This is a genomic window from Gordonia araii NBRC 100433 (genome assembly GCF_000241265.1).
Lineage (GTDB): Bacteria > Actinomycetota > Actinomycetes > Mycobacteriales > Mycobacteriaceae > Gordonia > Gordonia araii.
The window spans coordinates 1-18355 of record NZ_BAEE01000054.1 but is presented as its reverse complement, the minus strand read 5'-3'; the positions used below and the strand labels follow the sequence as shown (position 1 = coordinate 18355).

At 69.3% G+C, this 18355-nt stretch carries 15 protein-coding genes; 7 read left to right on the top strand and 8 right to left on the bottom strand.

Annotation, left to right across the window (positions count from 1 at the left end; translation table 11 throughout):
- The first annotated feature begins 51 nt into the window (after window positions 1-51).
- From GOARA_RS10355 to GOARA_RS10345, 3 genes are read left to right on the top strand one after another with little or no spacing between them, the layout of a single operon-like run.
- Complete coding sequence (locus tag GOARA_RS10355) at window positions 52-669, top strand: TetR/AcrR family transcriptional regulator (protein ID WP_007322315.1); 618 nt, start codon at window positions 52-54, stop codon at window positions 667-669.
- On the top strand, window positions 666-2213 hold the full coding sequence (locus GOARA_RS10350; protein ID WP_007322314.1) for an MFS transporter: 1548 nt from the start codon (window positions 666-668) through the stop codon (window positions 2211-2213). The genes GOARA_RS10355 and GOARA_RS10350 overlap by 4 nt, the downstream gene beginning before the upstream one ends.
- 22 nt (window positions 2214-2235) lie before the next feature.
- Window positions 2236-3501 (top strand): M23 family metallopeptidase, encoded by a 1266-nt coding sequence (locus GOARA_RS10345; RefSeq protein ID WP_040522704.1) that lies wholly within the window; start codon window positions 2236-2238, stop codon window positions 3499-3501.
- Window positions 3502-3515: 14 nt separating this feature from the next.
- On the opposite strand, the gene GOARA_RS10340 is transcribed toward GOARA_RS10345, so the two are convergent.
- From GOARA_RS10340 to GOARA_RS10325, 4 genes are all read right to left on the bottom strand, one after another.
- On the bottom strand, window positions 3516-5009 hold the full coding sequence (locus GOARA_RS10340) for a pyridoxal phosphate-dependent decarboxylase family protein (protein WP_007322311.1): 1494 nt from the start codon (window positions 5007-5009) through the stop codon (window positions 3516-3518).
- Window positions 4999-6348 carry an MFS transporter gene (locus GOARA_RS10335; protein ID WP_007322310.1) on the bottom strand — a complete coding sequence of 450 codons (1350 nt, stop codon included), beginning with the start codon at window positions 6346-6348 and terminating at the stop codon, window positions 4999-5001. Before GOARA_RS10335 ends, GOARA_RS10340 begins: the two co-directional genes overlap by 11 nt.
- Entirely contained in the window at window positions 6345-8237 is a 1893-nt protein-coding gene (locus GOARA_RS10330) for an amidohydrolase family protein (protein ID WP_007322309.1), read from the bottom strand. Before GOARA_RS10330 ends, GOARA_RS10335 begins: the two co-directional genes overlap by 4 nt.
- 71 nt (window positions 8238-8308) lie before the next feature.
- The gene (locus GOARA_RS10325) at window positions 8309-9856 is read right to left on the bottom strand and encodes a DHA2 family efflux MFS transporter permease subunit (protein WP_007322308.1); all 1548 of its coding nucleotides are present in this window, start codon (window positions 9854-9856) and stop codon (window positions 8309-8311) included.
- 98 nt (window positions 9857-9954) lie between these two features.
- Between GOARA_RS10325 and GOARA_RS10320 the strand changes: the two genes are divergently transcribed.
- Together GOARA_RS10320 and GOARA_RS10315 are read left to right on the top strand one after the other, a co-directional pair.
- The gene (locus tag GOARA_RS10320) at window positions 9955-10539 is read left to right on the top strand and encodes a TetR/AcrR family transcriptional regulator (protein ID WP_040522701.1); all 585 of its coding nucleotides are present in this window, start codon (window positions 9955-9957) and stop codon (window positions 10537-10539) included.
- Between the two features lie 304 nt (window positions 10540-10843).
- Window positions 10844-12091 carry a lipase family protein gene (locus GOARA_RS10315; protein WP_007322306.1) on the top strand — a complete coding sequence of 416 codons (1248 nt, stop codon included), beginning with the start codon at window positions 10844-10846 and terminating at the stop codon, window positions 12089-12091.
- A gap of 22 nt (window positions 12092-12113) precedes the next feature.
- On the opposite strand, the gene GOARA_RS10310 is transcribed toward GOARA_RS10315, so the two are convergent.
- Both GOARA_RS10310 and fucP read right to left on the bottom strand, forming a co-directional pair.
- Complete coding sequence (locus GOARA_RS10310) at window positions 12114-13388, bottom strand: ABC transporter substrate-binding protein (RefSeq protein ID WP_007322305.1); 1275 nt, start codon at window positions 13386-13388, stop codon at window positions 12114-12116.
- On the bottom strand, window positions 13385-14713 hold the full coding sequence (fucP, locus tag GOARA_RS10305; RefSeq protein ID WP_245548405.1) for an L-fucose:H+ symporter permease: 1329 nt from the start codon (window positions 14711-14713) through the stop codon (window positions 13385-13387). Before fucP ends, GOARA_RS10310 begins: the two co-directional genes overlap by 4 nt.
- Before the next feature lie 152 nt (window positions 14714-14865).
- Here fucP and GOARA_RS10300 point away from each other — a divergent pair, with 152 nt between their 5' ends.
- On the top strand, window positions 14866-15990 hold the full coding sequence (locus GOARA_RS10300) for an NAD(P)H-dependent amine dehydrogenase family protein (RefSeq protein ID WP_007322303.1): 1125 nt from the start codon (window positions 14866-14868) through the stop codon (window positions 15988-15990).
- A gap of 2 nt (window positions 15991-15992) precedes the next feature.
- Window positions 15993-16484, top strand: a complete 492-nt coding sequence (locus GOARA_RS10295) for a carboxymuconolactone decarboxylase family protein (protein ID WP_007322302.1) — start codon at window positions 15993-15995, stop codon at window positions 16482-16484.
- Between the two features lie 6 nt (window positions 16485-16490).
- Here the strand turns inward: GOARA_RS10295 and GOARA_RS10290 are convergent, their stop codons facing one another.
- Both GOARA_RS10290 and GOARA_RS10285 read right to left on the bottom strand, forming a co-directional pair.
- Window positions 16491-16700, bottom strand: coding sequence for a hypothetical protein (locus tag GOARA_RS10290; protein ID WP_245548404.1), 210 nt, complete (start codon window positions 16698-16700; stop codon window positions 16491-16493).
- Between the two features lie 57 nt (window positions 16701-16757).
- Window positions 16758-18355 (bottom strand): DUF2339 domain-containing protein (locus tag GOARA_RS10285; protein ID WP_007322300.1); only part of this gene is annotated, 1598 nt, incomplete at its 5' end.

Here is an 18355-nt window from a genome sequence, read left to right as displayed (position 1 = left end):
GCTCGGCGGACAGGCTTGCGCCTGTACATATGTACATGTACGTTTGTACACATGAGCGTGAAGCAAGGCAGCACGAGGCCGAACAGCCCGCAGGTGCGCAACCCGGAGGACCGTCGTCAGCGGATCGTGGAAGCGGCGGCCGAGCTGTTGACCGAGGGCGGCGGCCGACTGACGCATCGGCTGGTCGCGCAGCGCGCGGACGTCCCCCTCGGGTCGACCACCTACTACTTCGCGACGCTCGACGACCTGGTCGAGCAGGCGTTGCAGCATCTCGCGGTCCAGACCGACGCCGAACTCGACGAGGTGGCCCAAGCGCTGGCCGACAGCGACGGGTCGCCGGAAGCGATCGCCGCCCTGATGCACGAACACCTGCAGGACGCCGACCGCGTCCGCACCGAGACGACGCTCTACGCCGCCGGCATCGAACGTCCGGAACTGCGCGAGATCAGCCGCCGCTGGTTCAAGGGCCTCGTCGCGGTCCTGTCCGAGTTCGTGGACACCGAAACCGCACAGCTCATGGCCGTCTTCGCCGACGGCGTGACGCTGCACGCCTCACTGCACGACGAGCCCATCGACCGCGCCGCGATCGAACGCGTAACCCGGCTGCTCCTCGCCGGCTCGTACGGCACCTCCCCCGACTCGACCGTCACCGAAACGGAGAAATCATGACCACGCTGTTGAAGACTCCCGCCACCAACCCCGACGGTTCCCTCGTCGAGCCGATGGCCCCGTGGCGACGCTGGGCCGCGCTCGCCGTGCTGTCCATCGCGCTGCTCACGGTCGTGATGGACCTGACCGTGCTGAACGTGGCGCTGCCCTGGATCGGGCAGGACCTGCGACCGTCGGCCACCGAGCAGCTGTGGATGGTCGATGCCTACTCCCTCGTGCTGGCCGGTTCGCTGATCTCGATGGCCGCGCTCGCCGACCGTGTCGGGCGGCGAGCGATGCTGATCGCCGGGTTCGCGGTGTTCGGCCTCGCCTCGCTGCTGGTGTTCTGGGCGTCGACGCCGACGATGGTCATCGCTCTCCGCGCGCTGCTGGGTCTCGGCGGCGCGATGATCATGCCCAGCACGCTGTCGATGCTGCGCGTCATCTTCACCGATACCCGCGAGCGCACCTTGGCCCTGGGCATCTGGGCCGCGGTCTCCGCGGCGGGCGCCGCGATCGGACCCATCGTCGCCGGGTTCCTGTTGGAGCAGTTCGACAACAACTGGCACGTGGCGTTCCTGGTGAACGTGCCGCCGATGGTGCTGGCCATCATCGCCGCGGTGCTGCTGCTGCCCGAGTCGCGGATCAGCAACGCTGGCGGCTGGGACTTCCTCGCGTCGCTGCTCGCCATCGCCGGCATGGTCGCGCTGGTCTGGTCGATCAAGGAATTCGGCAAGCACTTCGTCGCCGACGGCCTGGCCAACGCGCCGGCCTGGATCGCGCTCGCCGTCGCGGCGGCGCTGCTCGGCTGGTTCGCCCGCCGGTGCCTGACTCAGGACGAGCCGCTGCTCGACCTGCGGCTGTTCCTGCGTCCGCAGCTCACCGCCGGTGTGTTCGCCGCTTTGTTCTCGATGATCGCGATGGGTGGCGGCATTCTGGTACTCGCGCAGTGGCTCCAGCTCGTCGAGCAATACTCGCCGCTGCAGGCCGGCTTCCGCCTGCTGCCGTTCGCAGGCGGCGCGATCGTCACGTCGGTGCTCGCCCGCTGGCTCGTCGACCTCTTCGGCCCCCGGGTCGTCGTCGCCTTCGGTCTGTGGCTGCCCGCCATGGGGATGCTCCTGATGTGGTTGGCTCCCACGCCGCTGTCCTACCCGTGGGTCGCCGCCGCGATGGCGCTGCAGGGCGCGGGCGCGGGTTCGCTGGCCATAGCCTCGGCGATGATCATGTCGGGCAGTCCGCAGGAGAAGGCGGGCAACGCCGCCGCCCTGGAGGAAACCGCCTACGACCTCGGCAACGTGTTCGGCGTCGCGATCCTCGGCACGGTCGCCGCGGTGGTCTTCAGCTCACGCGTCGGCGATGCGGTGCCCGGGGCAGACGAATCCCTGGGTGCCGCGATGGAGATCGCCAAGTCGAGCGGATCGGCGGAACTCGCCGCGACCGCGGCATCCGGGTTCACCGACGCCGTCGTGCAGGTCGGGCTCTACGGAGCGATCCTCCTCGCCGCCGCCGGTCTGCTGGTCTACGTCCTGACGCCGAAACAGCTCGATATCGACGTCCAGCACTGATCGCCGCCTCTACCCTTGGGCGATGACGGGTAGGCGCGCGTTCGGAGTCGTCGTTGCGATACTGGCGCTGGTCGTCGTCGGCGCGTGCTCGCCGACGACGGCCTCGTCGCCGCCGATCTCGATCCCGCCGGCGTACACGCCGCTCGTCGTGAGCCAGCTCGGTGCGCCGACGTTCCCGTTCAAGGGGTCCGACGGCAAGTACCACATCGCCTACGACCTGCAACTGACGAATGCGGCGACGGTGCCCGCGACGATCGAACGGATCGACGTGGTCGACGAGCAGCGGCGCGACCGCGTTCTCGTGTCGCTGTCGGGCACGAGGCTGGTCGACCCGGCCTGCGAGTTCGGCGACTGCAACCGGCTCAGGAGACTGCCGTCGTCACCGGCGACGGCGACGGTCATCGGACCGCAGGAGTCGCGAGCGGTGCTCGTCGGCATCGAACTGGATTCGCTCGACGACGCGCCGCGCACCGTGCTGCACCGACTGCGCATCACCGGCGCCGCCAACCCGGGGGCGACCGCGCCGACCGCACTGGACTACCTGGCCGCGCCGGTCGACGTGTCCGCCGGCACACCCCGGGTCATCGGCGCACCGCTCACCGGCGCCAATTGGGTCGCGCTGAACGGCTGCTGCGGAATCGGCACGGCGCACATCTCGGCGCTCGCGCCGTTCAGCGGCAGTCTCGCCAACACGCAGCGCTTCGCGATCGACTGGATGCGCACCAACGACGACGGCGAGTTCGTCACCGGCGACCGCACGCGCAACGAGAGCTATGCCGGCTACGGCCAGGAGGTGCGCGCCGTGGCCGACGGCACGATCAGCTCCACCCTGGACGCGATGGAGCCCAATCTCCCCGGCGTCCTGCCTGCCAGCGACCCGCGACTGGCGAAGACGATCACCGTCGAGACGGTCGACGGCAACCACATCATCCAGGATCTCGGCGGCGGGGTGTGGGCGGCGTACGCGCATCTTCAGAAGGGTTCGCTGCTGGTCAAACCGGGCGACCGGGTCAAGGCGGGCCAGGTGATCGCCAAGTTGGGCAACACCGGGAACTCCAATGCGCCTCACCTGCACTTCCAGCTGATGAACGGTCCCAACCTCGTCGGCTCCGACGGCGTGCCGTACGTCATCCGCGAGTTCGGCTACGCCGGCTTCATCGCGCCGCGACGGATCCTCGCCATGGACGACTACGCCAGCGGCCGCTTCTTCGACGACCACCTCCCCGCCGCCCAGCCCCGGCGCGACGAGCTGCCGATGAACGCGGTGATCGTCGACTTCCCGGACTAGTACCGCGGGGCGTCTCACTCGGGGTTGGTGTAGGAGGCCAAGAATTCGGTGAGCATCTTCGCCGTGATGGGCCGCGGAAGAGCCTGGACGGCGGCGACGATCGCCGCCATGTCCAGCTCTCCGTCGGCGTCGTGCGGGTCGATGCCCGCGGCGACGAGGACGTCGGCGGTCACCGAGCTGGGCAGCGCCAGCAGGTCGCCGATCGAGGCGTCCCCGGAGTCCACGGCCGCGGCCAGGTCCGCCAGGGCCTGCGGCGGTTCGGCCGGCGCTTGTCCGCGGGTGCGGTCGGCGGCACCGATCAGCGCCGCCGACAGCTCGTCGACGACGGTCTCGGTCACGGGCGTCACGGTGAGATGGGTGGTGGCCGGCAAGACGGTCGAGTCGGCCTGGGTGAACGACGGCTGCAACTGGAGTTCGAACCCCGCGTCGCCGACCGCGCGGGCCCAGCGGTGCGGATCGATCGGCGACGCCGAGCTGTCGTCGGCCGCGACGGCGAACACCGGGCCGACGGGATCGCCGACGACGCGCAGTCCGTCGATTCCCTCGACTGTGCCGCGCAGCGCCGTCGTCGCGCGCGCGATGGCGGCGACGAGTGTGCGGAATCCATCGTCGCCGAGGTACTGGACGATGGCCCACGCCGCGGCCAGCCCGGCCGCCGAGCGCGAGCCGAGCAGCGTCGGGTTGACGACCGGATAGCCGGGCCAGTCGGTGGTGGCGAAGTACTGGGCGCGGTGCCGGTCGCGGTCGGCGTGCAGCAGGATCGAGGCGCCTTTGGGGCTGTATCCGTACTTGTGCAGATCCGCCGAGATGCTGCTGACGCCGGGGACGGCGAAATCCCACGGAGCCAGATCCTCGGGCCACCACGCCAGCGCGAAGCCGCCGAGACATGCGTCGACATGGAGCGCGATCTCCCGGTCGAGGGCCAGCCGGCCCAAGTCGCCGATCGGATCGGCGACGCCGGTCGGGTAGTTGGGCGCCGAGGCGACGATGAGGAACGTGTCGTCGCGCAGTGCGCCGGCCACCGCGTCGGCATCGACGGACGTCGAATCGGGATCGACCGGAACGCGGACGAGGTCGACGTCCAGAACGTGTGCGGCCTTCACGAAGGCCACGTGTGCCGTCGTGGGCAACACGACCGACCCGCGGCCGGTGCGCGAGACGCGGTCGCGTGCCGCCTTCACCGCCAGCAGACAACTCTCGGTGCCGCCCGACGTCACCGACCCGACCGCGCCGGGACCTTGGAAGGCGTTGCGCGCGAACGCGATTAGTTCGCGTTCCATGGTCGCGACCGAGGTGAAGACGGTCGGATCGAGACCGTTCACGGGTTGTACCTCGCGCGCGGCCGCTGCGGCGAGATCGTCGAGCGCGGCCAATCCCGAGTCGTACACGTAGGACAGGATCCGGCCGCCGTGCGTCGGGGCGTCAGCGGACCGCAGCTCGCGCAACCGCGCGAGGATCGCGTCGGCGTCTCCGGCGAGCGGTGACGACGGGGACTGGTCAGGACTCATCGGGGTCCTCCGGGTTCGGCTCGGCGTAGCGCCGCAGCAAGATCAGGCTGCCGACGACGAGCAGCGCGGGTATCGCGGCGAAGCCTACCGAGATGCCGATCAGCGCGGACTCGGGTTGGGCGGCGTGCTGCCCGTCGGTCGAGGAGACGAATCCGGTGGCCGCGAGCACGAGGAGGAACACGGCAGGGCCGACGGCCAGCGCCACCGTCTCCGCCGCCGTCCACAGACCGGACAGCGACCCGGCGGCCGGGCGTCCAATTCGGCGCGAATAGGCGTCGAGCACGTCGGGGAGCATCGCCAGCGGGAAGGTCTGCATGCCCGCGTAGCCGATGCCGGCCAGGCACACCGCCGCGTAGATCCAGGGCCCGTTCCACCAGACGGTGCCGACCAGGACCACCGCGGAGAGGGAGAACAGTGTCGCGGCCAGACGCAGCCCGGTGAGTTTCCCGCGACGCTCGCCGAACCGGTACCAGAGCGGCATCACCAGCAGCGCCGGCGCGACCAGGGACACGAACAACCACTGCAGGGCCGACGCGTCGCCCAGCACGTAGGTGGCCAGGTATTGCGCTCCGGCCAGCATGACCGCGCTGGCCAGCGCCTGGACCACGTAGACGGCGACGAGGACCTGGTAGCGGCGGTCGGTGCGGATCGCGGCGAACGCATCTCGGAAGGACGGGGCGGCCCCCTCCTCGACGACCGGCTGGTCGCCGGCCGGCACAACGGACCGGCGGGTCGTGCCGATGGTCGCGACCACCATTCCGGCGCTGATGACGAGGCCGGCCACGACGGCCATCACCAGATAGCCGCGTGCGCCGCCGACGGCGTCGCGGATCGCGGGTCCACCGGCGCCGAACAGGAGGATGGCGGCGGCGAGGACGGCGATCCGGGTGGCGACCAGGCGCGTCCGTTCGTCGTAGTCGGGGGTCAATTCGGCCGGCAATGCCACATACGGGACCTGGAACAGGCTGTAGGCGACCGCGGTCAAGGAAAAGGCGACGAGCACCCACAGCGCCGATACCCACCAGGCGGCGACCGGAGCGCAGAAAGTGAGGACGAACAGCGGTGCCAGCGCGATCGCGCCGACCAGCATGGCCGCGCGACGCGAACCGGTGCGTCGCAGGAGGCGGTCGCTGTGGGCGCCGATCAGCGGGTTGATCGCCACGTCGATGAGCTTCGGGATGAGGACGACACCGGCCGCGACGAGCGCGGGCACTGCCAGCGAATCGGTGAGGTAGTAGGCGAGCACCAGGCCGGGCAGCACGCCGAAGCCGCCCGTGCCGACGCTGCCGAGCGCATAGGTGCCGACGATCCCGCGGTCGAGGCGGCGGGCCGTGGTCACCGGTGGGCCTCGAGCCGTTCGAGGTAGCGGGCATAGGCCTCGGCCGCGGAGAACAGGTCGCGCACCAGCGTCGGTCCGTCGCGTCCGGCCTCGATCCGCAGACTCTCGACCCAGTCGGGGAGCAGACCGTAGTGCGCGGTGCCGTCGGTGTTCACGTCGAAGACCCGTTGGCCGGTGACCTGGCGGCCGACCCGCGTGCCGCCGTCGACGGAGGTGAACGGGTAGCGCACCGGGGAGTGGCGCGCCGACGGCCGCGGGTGGGCCTGCTTACCGAGGCCGTTCATGTCGGGCCCGAATCCGACGCCGAAGAAATGCCGCGGCGATCGCTGTGCGCGCAGCACGCGCCATGCGGAGAGGAAGTCCGGCGGCAGGTCCCCGTGCCGCCCGGTCTCGCCGTGCTCGGCCTCGGCCGGGGTGGCAAACAAGCCGACGAATCCGCCTGCGCGCAGGATGCGGCGGTAGTTCGACTTGTCCGTCCACGTGTGCGACGAGACCAGGCCCGGGTAGCGCCGCGCCTCGGCCAGGTCGAGGACGGCCGTCGCGGTCTTCACGCTGAGATGGTCGACGTCGATGGCCAGCCGCCGGGCGATCATCGCGTGCACCGTATAGGCCCCCAGCGGCGTGAGACCGCGGATGTTGCACCGGTCGCGCGCGTAGCCGACGACCGGGTTGTCGCGCTGGGCCGTTCGGCAGGGTTCGACCTGCCAGGGATGGCCGGTGGACAGCAACTGGCCGGCGTTGACCGCGACGCCGGTCGTGCCCTGGTCGAATCGGGTCCCGCCGAGGGCGTTGTCGAACTTGTGGGTGAGGATGATCTGCCGCACGCCCATCGCCCGCAGCTCGTCGAGGCCGCGGTCGATGTCGCCGCGGGTGCATTGCGCGCGGCCGCGGACCGTCCGGCACCCGAACGGCTCGGAGACCTCGACGCCGAGGGTCACCGCGAGCTTGCCGGCGGCGACGATCGAGCGCACCTGGGCGGCGTTCGTCGCGATCCGCAGGAACCCCTTGCCCGGACCGCCCGCCTGCGCGTCCACGTAGTCCTGCATGCGTTGCAGCATCCGGTGCTGGACACGGATCGACGCCATCTCGTCACAGGGCTGATCGCGCAGCGGATACCGCTCGCACAGCACCCGGTTCTGCACGTAGTAGTTGGTGGTCACGCGTAGTCCCGACCGCCAGGCGCGCTCGATCCAGCGGTAGTACGTCTGCTCGTGCGTCAGCGAGTCGTAGCGCGGCCACCCGGTGAACGTCGGCCAGCCGGCGGTGTCGTGCGGGCCCGGGCGGGAGAGCACGTGCTCGCTGACGGCCGGCCAACCGCCGGGCTCGTGGTCGGGGCAGTCGCGCAGGGCGACGGTGATGCCGAACGGGCTGTAGGGCGAGCCGCAGTGCAGTTTCCCGCCGAGGAACTGCGTCGCCATCAGGTGCGCGTGCGAGTCGACGAAGCCGCGCAGGTTCCCGTTCGCGTCGGTGCCGGTGAACGGCGCGGCCCCGGAGACGTTCAACCTCGCCTCGGGGAACGGCGCGCACCCCTGCGCGTCCCGCACCGTCACGACCGTGCTCGATCCCGCCGCCGAATGCCAGCGCGTCAGGTCGGCGTGCCGGGTCACGCGCCAGACCGACGATCGGCCGGGCTCGGCGGCGAGCCGTACCTTGCCGGGCGAGCCGGTGAGGAAGTGGCCGTCGCGATAGGCGAGGTAGGTGCCCAGTCCGGCGGCCTTCAGTCGGAACCGGCCCGGGGCGAGGCCGTCGAGGGTCACGCATCGCCCGATGCCCCCATCGCCCGCGAGGTCGAAGACCGCCGACGGGGAGGGGGTGGCGGTGGCGACACCGGTGGTCAGCAACGCGGTGGCGACGGCCACGGTCGGAATCATGGTGATCGCCCTGCGCATGCCGAGCAGTGTGCCAGCCGTCGCGACGCGGGGACGGTCTTTCCCTCACGCTGCGCCGAAACCTCGCGCAGCTATCCGGCTTCGGAAACCTCCGCTGGAATCTGCTCGTCGTCGATGATCACGGTGTGCCGTGCGCCGCGCAGCAAGTATCCGGCGGCGATCGCGGACACGGCGGTGACGACGATGGCCGCCCAGACGGCACCGCGCAAGCCGTCGACGAACACGTGTTGCACGGCGTCGAGAATCGGGCCGGAGACCGCCGCGGGGGCGCGGGCGGCGACTTCGACGCCCGCCATGACCGAGTCGCTCGCCGGGTCGGCGACGGTGCTCGGGAGACCGAGTGCGGAGAGCCGGTCGATCACGCCGGTCGTGTAGATGGACGTCAGGATCGACCCGAGGACCGCCACGCCGAGTACGCCGCCGATCTCTCGGGTGGTGTCGTTCACGGCGGCCCCGGCACCGGCCTGCTCGGGAGTCAGCGCATCCATGATCACCTGCGTGCACGGCCCGGAAACGAAGGCGAGACCCATCGCCATCAACGACATCGACCAGATGATCAGCGTCCAGTAGCCCGAGGTCGGAGTGGCCAGTTCGACGATGGCGAAGCCGGCTGACATGAGCAGGGCGCCGCTCATCGCGACCAGGCGCGGGCCGAAACGGTGGGACAGGATCATGGCGACGGGTGAGAACACCGCCATCACGAGCGCGAACGGCATGGTGCGAAGTCCCGCTTCGAGCGGGCTGTAGCCCTGGACCGCCTGGAAGTACTGGGTGATGAGGAAGATGAAGCCGAACAGCGCGAAGAACGCGACGCTGATCATGCCGGCCGCGGTGGCGAAATGCCGGTTGGCGAACAGCCGGACGTCGAGGATCGGGTTGTCGATGACGAGCTGGCGGCGGACGAAGAGACCGAGGACGGCGAGCGCGACGAGGATCCCGCCGATCGTCCGCATGCTGGTCCAGCCGAAATGCGGGCCCTCGATGACCGAGTACGTCAGCAGTCCGAGTCCGATGATCGACAGCGCGAGGCCGACCGTGTCGAACCGTGACACCGACTCGGGCCGCGTGCCCGGGACGACCAGCAGGATGGCGGTGAGCGTGGCCGCTCCGAACGGCAGGTTCACCCAGAACACCGACGACCACGAGTAGTGCTCCAGCAGCCAGCCGCCGAGCACCGGCCCGATCGCGACGGCGACGCCGGCCGTCGCCGCCCAGACGCCGACGGCGATGGCCCGCTGCTTGCCCTGGGGGAAGACCGCGGTGATGATCGCGAGCGTCGCGGGGAAGATCAGCGCGGCGAAGAGGCCGAGCCCGGCGCGGGCGGTGATGAGCTGCCCGAGGGTTTGCGAGACCGCGGCGAGCGCCGAGACGGCGGTGAAGCCGACGATGCCGGCGATCAGCATCCGGCGATGTCCGAAGCGATCGCCGAGGTAGCCGCCGGTGAGCAGCAGGCCGGCGAAGACCAGCGTGTAGGAGTCGACGATCCACTGCAGGCCGGAGATGCCGGCGTCCAGGTCGCGCGCCATGGTGGGCAGCGCGACGTTGACGATCGTGTTGTCGACCATCACCAAGAGTTCCGCGACGCACAGGGCCGCGAGAGTCCACCAACGAGTTCGCATGGGGGTGTCCTTCGATCGGAGGTATGTGGAACAGCGTACTACTACTATAGAACGATGTGCTACACAAGCAGAACACTGTGCCAGTAGACTTGTCAACCATGTCCTCTCGGAAACCTCGATCGCGCACGTCGGCCGCGGACATCCGCGATCAGCTGGTGGCCGCGGGAAGGCGGATCTTGGAGCGTGACGGCGAAGCGGGATTTACGGTGCGGGCCGTCGCGGCCGAGGCGGGTGTGGCGCCGATGGGCGTCTACAACCACTTCGACGGCAAGGATGGACTGCTCGACGCCGTGGTGACCGACGGCTTCGTCGACTTCGCGCGATCGATCAGCGCCACCGACGGCGACGCGGCGACGCGGCTGCTCAAGAGCGGGCGCGGATACCGGGAATTCGCTCATGCCAACCCGGTTCTCTATTCCAGGATGTTCTCGGCCGAGTGTCAGCCGGATGTCGACGCGGCGAGTGACGCCTTCGCGGTGTTGACCGAGATCATCCGCTACGGCCAGGTCGGCGGCCTTCTTCAGGCGGGAGACGCCGAGGTTCTGGCGATGCAGGTGTGGTCCTGTGTGCACGGCGCGGTGAGTCTGGAGATGGCCTCGGCGCAACCGCCGCATCTCGACGCCGCAGCCAACTACGACAACGTCCTCATGCTCATCGTCCACGGGCTGAGGCCGCCCGGGTGAGACCCGGCACCTGGTCGATCTGACCGTCGTGTCGAAAGGCAAATATTCATGCCTTATTCAAATCGCCGAAACAATGCGCTGGGACGCACATAACAATTCAATAACGTGTGATAATCCGAGTTTCCTAATGTCTTGTTCGGGATCATTAAGAGCGCATTTGAGCAGGGGTATTAGCCCGGCACCACCGGCGATTCATTGTGATCGCAAAGTTGACATTGTTATGCGCTGACCTAATAGTGGGTGCCTGGACTGGGGGTTCAAACCACGATCGAGGCAGAGGTATCCGTTGTTGACATTCTCGAGGATGCTCGCTCCCGCGCGTATCGCCGCGCTGGGGGTCACCGCGACAGCACTGGTAGCAGGCGCTTTGGGTGCGACACCCGGTCATGCGGTGCCGCGACCCGCCCCCGTTGCACCGGATCTCGCGGCGCTGCCCTCGCCGCTTCCCGACCGCTTCTACCGCACGCCGGCAAATCTGGACAGAAAGAAGAACGGTGACATTCTGGCCGTGCGCGGTCGTCCGAATCCTCCCGGATTCTTCGACGTGCGCACCTATCAGGTGAAGTTCCGCAGCAGCGATTCGCAGGGCAAGCCGATTGCCGCCGTCACGACGGTATTGGTGCCCACTCGACGCTCCCCGAATGGTCCGCTCCTCTCGTTCCAGCACGTCGTCAACGCGACCGGGCTGCAGTGCGCACCGTCGCAGGCGCTGTGGACCGAGGATCCCAACCTCACGATCCGCGAGGCGCCCGGCCTCAACGCCGCCCTGCAACGCGGCTGGACCATCGCCGTGCCCGACCACCTCGGTCCGCGCAGCGCGTACGGCGCCGCGAAGCTCGGCGGACAGATCACACTCGACGGCATCATCGCGGTCAAGAAGTTCAAGCCCGCCAGTGCCGCACACAGCCGGGTCGGAATGGCCGGATACTCGGGCGGCGGCATGGCCACCGCATGGGCGGCCGCGCTGCAGCCCACCTACGCCAAGGACCTCAAGATCGCCGGCGCCGCATACGGCGGTGTGCCGATGAACCTCATCAAGATGGCCGAGGGGCTGGGCTATTCCAACCCGCACCCCGCGTTCGGCCTGGCCTTCGCCGCGGCTATCGGCATGTCGCGCGAGTACCCGCAGGCCATCCCGATGCGTCAGTACCTGTCGCCGGTCGGCAAGCAGATGTTCCGCGAGCTGCGCAATGCGTGCACCAACGACATCCTCCGCGTCGGTGCCGGCCACAGTGCGAAGCAGGTGGCGATCGGTGGTCGCCAGATCTTCAACGACCGCACCGCCCGCAGCAAGGTCGAGGAGAACAGCCTGTCGCTGTACCGGGGCATCCCCAAGACGCCGGTCTTCGAGTGGCACAGCCCGACCGACGTGCTGATCCCGGTGTCGTCGATCGACTACACCAATCGCCGGTACTGCCGGGCCGGGGTTCGCGTGCAGACGCTGCATACGCCTTCCCCGGACCACATGAGCGCCGCGGTGATCGGTCTGCTGCCCGCCTTCAACTACCTGCAGGACCGGTTCGACGGACGGCCGGCGCCGAGCAACTGCTAGCGCGACACCCCCGTCTGGCTGGTCAGCGGCCGCCGACCAGCCCGCCGGCTCCCGCGCGTTGCACCGCGTTGATGAACGCTCGCGCGTCCCGGTTCTTCGCGTAGCCCTTCACCGCGTCGTAGAGGGCCTGCTGGAACTGGGTGTCCATGAGTTCGCCGTGGGTGATCGACAGCAGCACGGCGTCGTTCCACAGCGCTGCCGACGCGCCGCGCTGATACGGCGACAGCGTCGCGGTGTCCACGTCGCGTCGCACCGGTACCGATCCCTTGACCTTGGTGAACGCGAGCATGGTCGCCGGGTCGGCGACGGTCGCCAGGAACTTCAGTCCGTTGACACCGTTGCGCGCCTGTTTGGCGGCGACGAAGGTGTCGACGATCGCGAGGTAGTTGCCCTCGGTGCCGGGGAACGGCGCGTAGCCGAACTGCTGCCCGTCGACCGCGCCGTTGGCCGCGAGCTCTCCGTAGACCGAGTCGTTCATGCTCAGGTACGCGCAGTCGCCGCGGGCGAGTTTGGCGACGGCGTCGTTCCACCTGTCCTTCTCGGCGCCGGGATCGGCGTGCGCGACGTATTGGCCGAACAGGTCGAGCGCCTTGGTGACGTCGGAGCCGCCCCAGTCGAAGCGGTCGTCGGCGATTCGCTTCCAGCCGTCGGCGCCCACGACACCCAGCAGGGTGTTCTCGAATAGTTCGACGAGCGCGAAGGTGTCGGCCGAGCCCAGGCAGAGCGGTGTCTTCCCGGACGCCTTGACCTTGGCCAGGTCGGCTGCGAGTGCCTGCTGGCTGTACCCCGGACCGGGAACCGGGACGCCGGCCCCGGACAGCACCTCGCGGTTGAACCAGAGGTTGTTGCCGCGATGCGAACCGGTGGGCATCGCCCAGGGCTTTCCGTCGCGCATGACCGAATCGCGGATCGCGGCGGGCAACTCGTTGGCGATCCTGGTCTCGGTGAAGACCGAATCGACGTCGACGATCCGGCGGGCCGACGCCCACCCGTCGACGGCGGAACCGGTGAGGCTCTGCCAGACGTCGGGCGGGTTGTTCGCGGCCAGCCGCTCGGCAAGGGCGACCTGGGCGTTGCCGCCGCCTCCGCCGACCACCGCGGCATTGATGACCCTGACCCCCGGATGCTGTCGCTCGAAGGCATCGGCGAGCACCTGGAACGCTGGGCGCTCCGACTCCGACGACCACCACGACAGCACTTCGAGCTTGTCGGTCGGGTCCGAATAGTTGCCGCTGCCCGCACAGCCAGCGAGGAGCGCCGCGCCGGCGATCACGACCAGTCCGTTGCGGAGCTTCACGCCACCGCCTCCTTCTTCGCGTCGAGCGGTTGGGGCGAGCGCAGGTCGTAGACCGCATAGGCGGCGACGACCAGGAAGCAACAGGCCGGGACGACGAAGGACACCGCCGCACTCGTACTGTCGAGAATCCGGCCCTGGATCAACGGCACGATCGCGCCGCCGACGATCGCCATCACCAGACCGGCCGCGCCGAACTTCGTCGCCGGGCCGAGGCCCTGCAGGGCGACGCCGTAGATGGTGGGAAACATCAACGACAGGCAGAACGAGATGCCGACGACGGCGGCGACCCCGAGTGCGTTGGGCGAGACGACGGCGAACAGCGCCAATCCGACGGCCGCGACGGCGAGGACGGCCATCACCTTGGTCGCGCGCACCCGGCCGATCACCCATGTCATCACGAACCGGCCGATGAGGAAGACGATGAGGCTGATCTGCAGGAAGTAGGCGCCCATCTTGAGCGAACCGTCCAGCGACTGCTGGACGTACTGAATGATGAACGTCCACGTACAGACCTGGCCGGCGATGTTGAAGAACTGCGCGACGACGCCGAACACGTACCGCTTGTTGCTGAACAAGATCTTGGGGATGCTCTGCCCGGCGAGGTCGCCCTCGGGGAACTCCTCGACGATCTTCGGTGCGCGGTTGACGGCGATGCTCACCGCGATGGCGATCAGCAGAAAACCGAGACCGAGATACGGTCCCATGACCGCGCTGAGCTGCCCCGCGCGCACCGCGCGGGCCTCGGTCTCGTTCAGGCTCGCGCGGTTCACCGGCTCGCTGAGTTTGGGCATGATCAGCAGCGCGGCCAGCAGGACCCCGATGTTGGTGCCGACCGGGTTGAACGCCTGCGCGAAGTTCAGGCGCCGCGTCGCCGTTTCTGCGGGGCCCAGCGAGAGCACGTACGGGTTGGCGGAGGTCTCCAGGATCGAACACCCGGCCGCGATCAGGAACAGTGCGACGAGGAAGGCGCCGAACGTCATGATCTGGGCGGCCGGATAGAAGGCGAAGGACCCGACCGCCGCCAGCCCGAGCCCGGAGAGCAGCCCGGCTTTGTAGCCGGAGCGCTCGTTGATGAACGCCGCGGGCAGCGCCAGGAGGAAGTACGCGCCGAAGTAGGCGAACTGCACGAGCGACGCCTGGAACGTGCTCATGTCGAAGATCTGCTTGAAGCCCGCCACCATCGGCGTGGTGAGGTCCGCCGCGATGCCCCACGCGGTGAAGCACAGGATCAGCGCGACGAACAACACCCACTGCTTCTCGCCGACGAGGCGGGGCTTGGCCACCGGCAGCCCCGCCGACAACGGCTCCGTTGTAATCTGCGTCACATTGGGCACGTGACGGTTTAGGAGCCATCACCAAGGCGGTTCCGCTGGAGTTCGTGCCGGTCCGGAGAGCGGTCTACGGATCGAGGTCTCGGCGACGAGCGGATGGTCCGTTCCGGCCCTCGTTCGGCCGGCGGCGCCTACGCTCGCAGGATATGAAGAATGAGAACACGTTCTACCTGCCGATCCCGGTCGCGGTGTGGGGCACGGGCAACGTCGGCAGGGCCGCGATCCGGGCGGTCGACGCACATCCGGGACTGCGGCTGGCGGCCGTCATCGTGTCGGATGAGGCGAAGTCCGGTCGTGACGCCGGAGACCTCGCCGACGTAGGCCGGGACCTCGGCGTCGCGGCCACTACCGATGTTGAGGCCGCTCTCGGCGCACTCGGCGGGGCAGGGGCAGTGGCCTATGCCGCGTCGGGCGAATTGCGGCCCGACGAGGCGGTGCTCGACATCAGCCGAACCCTCGCGGCGGGGGCCGTCGTCGTCACCCCGTCGGTCTACGCGCTGTACGACCACCGCAACGCGCCGCCCGAGGTGCGCGACCCCGTCGAGCGGGCCTGTCGCGACGGCCGATCGGCGCTCTTCGTCAGCGGGATCGACCCGGGGTGGGGCAACGATCTGCTGCCCGCACTGGTCAGCGGCCTCGGAGCCGAGGTCGAGCAGGTGCGGTGCCAGGAGATCTTCGACTACTCGACCTATGACGCCGAGGATTCCGTGCGCTACATCGTCGGCATGGGCCAGCCGATGGACTACGAGCCGCCGATGGTCGCCTCGGGAGTTCCGTCGATGGTGTGGGGCGGCCAGGTGCGGCTGATCGCCCGCGCGCTCGGCGTCGACGTCGACGAACTGCGCGAGATCGTCGACCGCCAGCCGCTGCCGGACACGGTGACGACGGCCCTCGGCGAGTTCGGCGCGGGAACGCAGGGCGCCCTGCGCTTCGAAGTGCAGGGCATCGTCGCGGGCGAGCCGAAGATCGTCGTCGAGCACGTCACCCGCATCACCGGGGACGTCGCCCCCGACTGGCCGCTGCCGCCCGATGGCGGTGAGGGCGCCCACCGGGTCATCATCGAGGGCCGCCCGCGAATCGAGATCAACGTCGAGGCCACCGACGAGGGCGGGAACCGCTCGGCCGGCGGCAACGCGACCGCGGCGAACCGGTTGGTCAACGCCATCCCGTGGCTGCGGTCGGCGGCGCCGGGAATCTACGACGGCCTCGACGTCCCCCTTGTGCCGAGCGTCTATCTGCGGGGCGCGGGCGAGCCAACCGAAAGGAGCTGAGGATGTTTCTGGAAATCCCCGACGGCAAGGACCCGATCACCTACGTGTGGGGCGAGATGGTGCCGGGCATCGGGCCGGCCGCCGCGGCGGCGGCGACCAGCGTCTACGAGCACAGCACGCTGGGTCTGCGGGAATTCGAGGCGGCCCGCCTGCGGATCGCGCAGATCAACGGCTGCCTCTTCTGTCAGGACTGGCGCACCGAACGCGACGGCAGCAAGGTCGAGGAAGGGTTCGACGAACAAGTGCGGGAGTGGCGGACCAGCCCGGCGCTCGACGACCGGGCACGGCTCGCCGCCGAGTACGCCGAGCGCTACGCGACCGACCATCACGGCATCGATGACGAGTTCTGGACGCGGATGCGCGAGCAGTTCAGCGACCGGGAGATCGTCGAACTATCGATGTGTCTCGGTTCGTGGCTGGCCTTCGGCCGCCTGAACCGCGTCCTCGGGCTGGACGCCGTCTGCGTGCTGCCCAGTCACGTATCGGGTGCCTGAGCGCGGTTATCGCGCGACGCGCACCCACTTCACACCGGTCGCGCCGGTGGACGTGCAGCGCACCTTCTGGCCGGCGCCGGTGTAGCGGATCTTGCCGATCTCGGAGGCCGAGCACGCGGCGCCGACGCGCGGCGTGCTGGCGTCGGCCTGGGCGGCGAGGCCGGAAACGGCTCCCGCCGCGATTGCTACCGACACGATCAGGGTCCGCAGTTTCATGCCCGAAATCGTAGTGGGGCGGATGACCCACAACAACCGCGGGGTCATCCGCTCGTCCTACTGCCGGTCGGCCGATTCGAAGGTCGGTTGTTCCCCCTGCTGTGGGTCGCGGTTGGTGAGTCGCTGAGCGTAGGCGACGCCCAGCGCCAGCAGCAGGATGCCGGCGATCAGGAAGGCGATCACGCGGAGGAAGCCGTCGAGCGCGGCGAGGTCGAAGAGGAACAGTTTCGCGACGGCGGCGGCGATGAGTGCCAGTCCCGCACCGGTCGCCACCGTGCTCGTCGTACCCGAGAGGCGCCGGGCCCACAGCAGCGCGGCGGCGGCCGTTGCGAACCAGATGACGGTCGCGGCGGTGTGGCCGGCCCGGAATCCGTGGACCGATCCGTCGGTGGCCAGGGCCGCGGTCGCGATGCAGAGCTGGGTGACCAGCCACAGGCCGACGAGGCTGCCGGCGATCCAGATCCGTTCGGCGATGACTCCGCCCGCGCCCGCCGCCTCCTCGTTCGACCGGTCGGTGCGGAACTCGCGCGCCCAAGCCCAGGTCAGCAGTGTGATGGCGGCCAGGCCGAGAAGCACCCCGATCAGGATCGTCATCCGGTCGTGCGGGGAGAAGTGCGGCGCCGGGATGAGGAGTTGTTCGAGACTGTGGTCGCCCACCAGCGCGAGCAATCCGATCGCCGTCAGCGCCGCGCCGATGGTCAGCAACGCCCGGCGCAGGTCGCCGGCGACCGACGCGGCGGCGATGACCACGATCGCGACGCCGAACGTGCCGGCGGCCACGGCGTTGAAGTCGAGGGCGAACAGGGTCGCGAACGTCAGCAGTACCGATGCCGATGTCGCCCAGATCGCGCGAGTGCTCAACGGTGCGAGCGGGCGTTTCGCGGTCACGAAGGCGGCCACGGTGAACAGGGCTGCGCCGATGGCCGGGACGATCGAGACGAGCGGCATCGGGAAGGCGGCCGCGGATCCGAGCATCGGCACGGCCGCGGCGGCCGAGGTCAGTGTGACCAGTTCTTTCTGGGTACTGGACGGGATGAGCAGCAGCGCCGAAGCGATGGCCAGGGCGACGCTGAGCGCGAGTGCGCCGGCGAGGAACCAGTCGGGGATGGGGTGGAGCACGGTGCCGGCCAGCAGCGGAATGGTCGCCGCCGCCGTGTTGACGACGAACAGTGCGGTCCAATCGCGGCTGATTTGCAGCCACAGCGTGGCGGCGGCGTAGACGAGCATGAACCCGATCAGCGTCTCGTCCACGCCTCCGGAAACGATCGGCGCGAAGATCAGCAGGGGAACGGACACCATCAGACCGAGCGCCTGGCTGTTCCAGCGATGCGCGAACCAGAGGCCGCCGCCGGCGATGACGGCGCCCAGCAGCAGGGCTGGGACGGCCGGTAGCCAGCGGTAGATCGTCGCCGCCGCGAGCACGTCGAACAGCGCGGTGGCGATACCGGTGGCAACGAGGGCGATCGCCCCCGACCGCTTGTCCTCGCGCCGGCCGACGAAGGCTCCGGCGCCGACGAGAGTGAGCGCCAGCAAGGCGCCGCCGACGATCCGGATTTCAGGACGGAGCAGCCCCGCCTGAGCGGCGAGGATCAGCAGTAGGACGACGCCGATGAGGGTCACGCCAACGCCGACGGCGGCCAGGACGCGGCCGATCA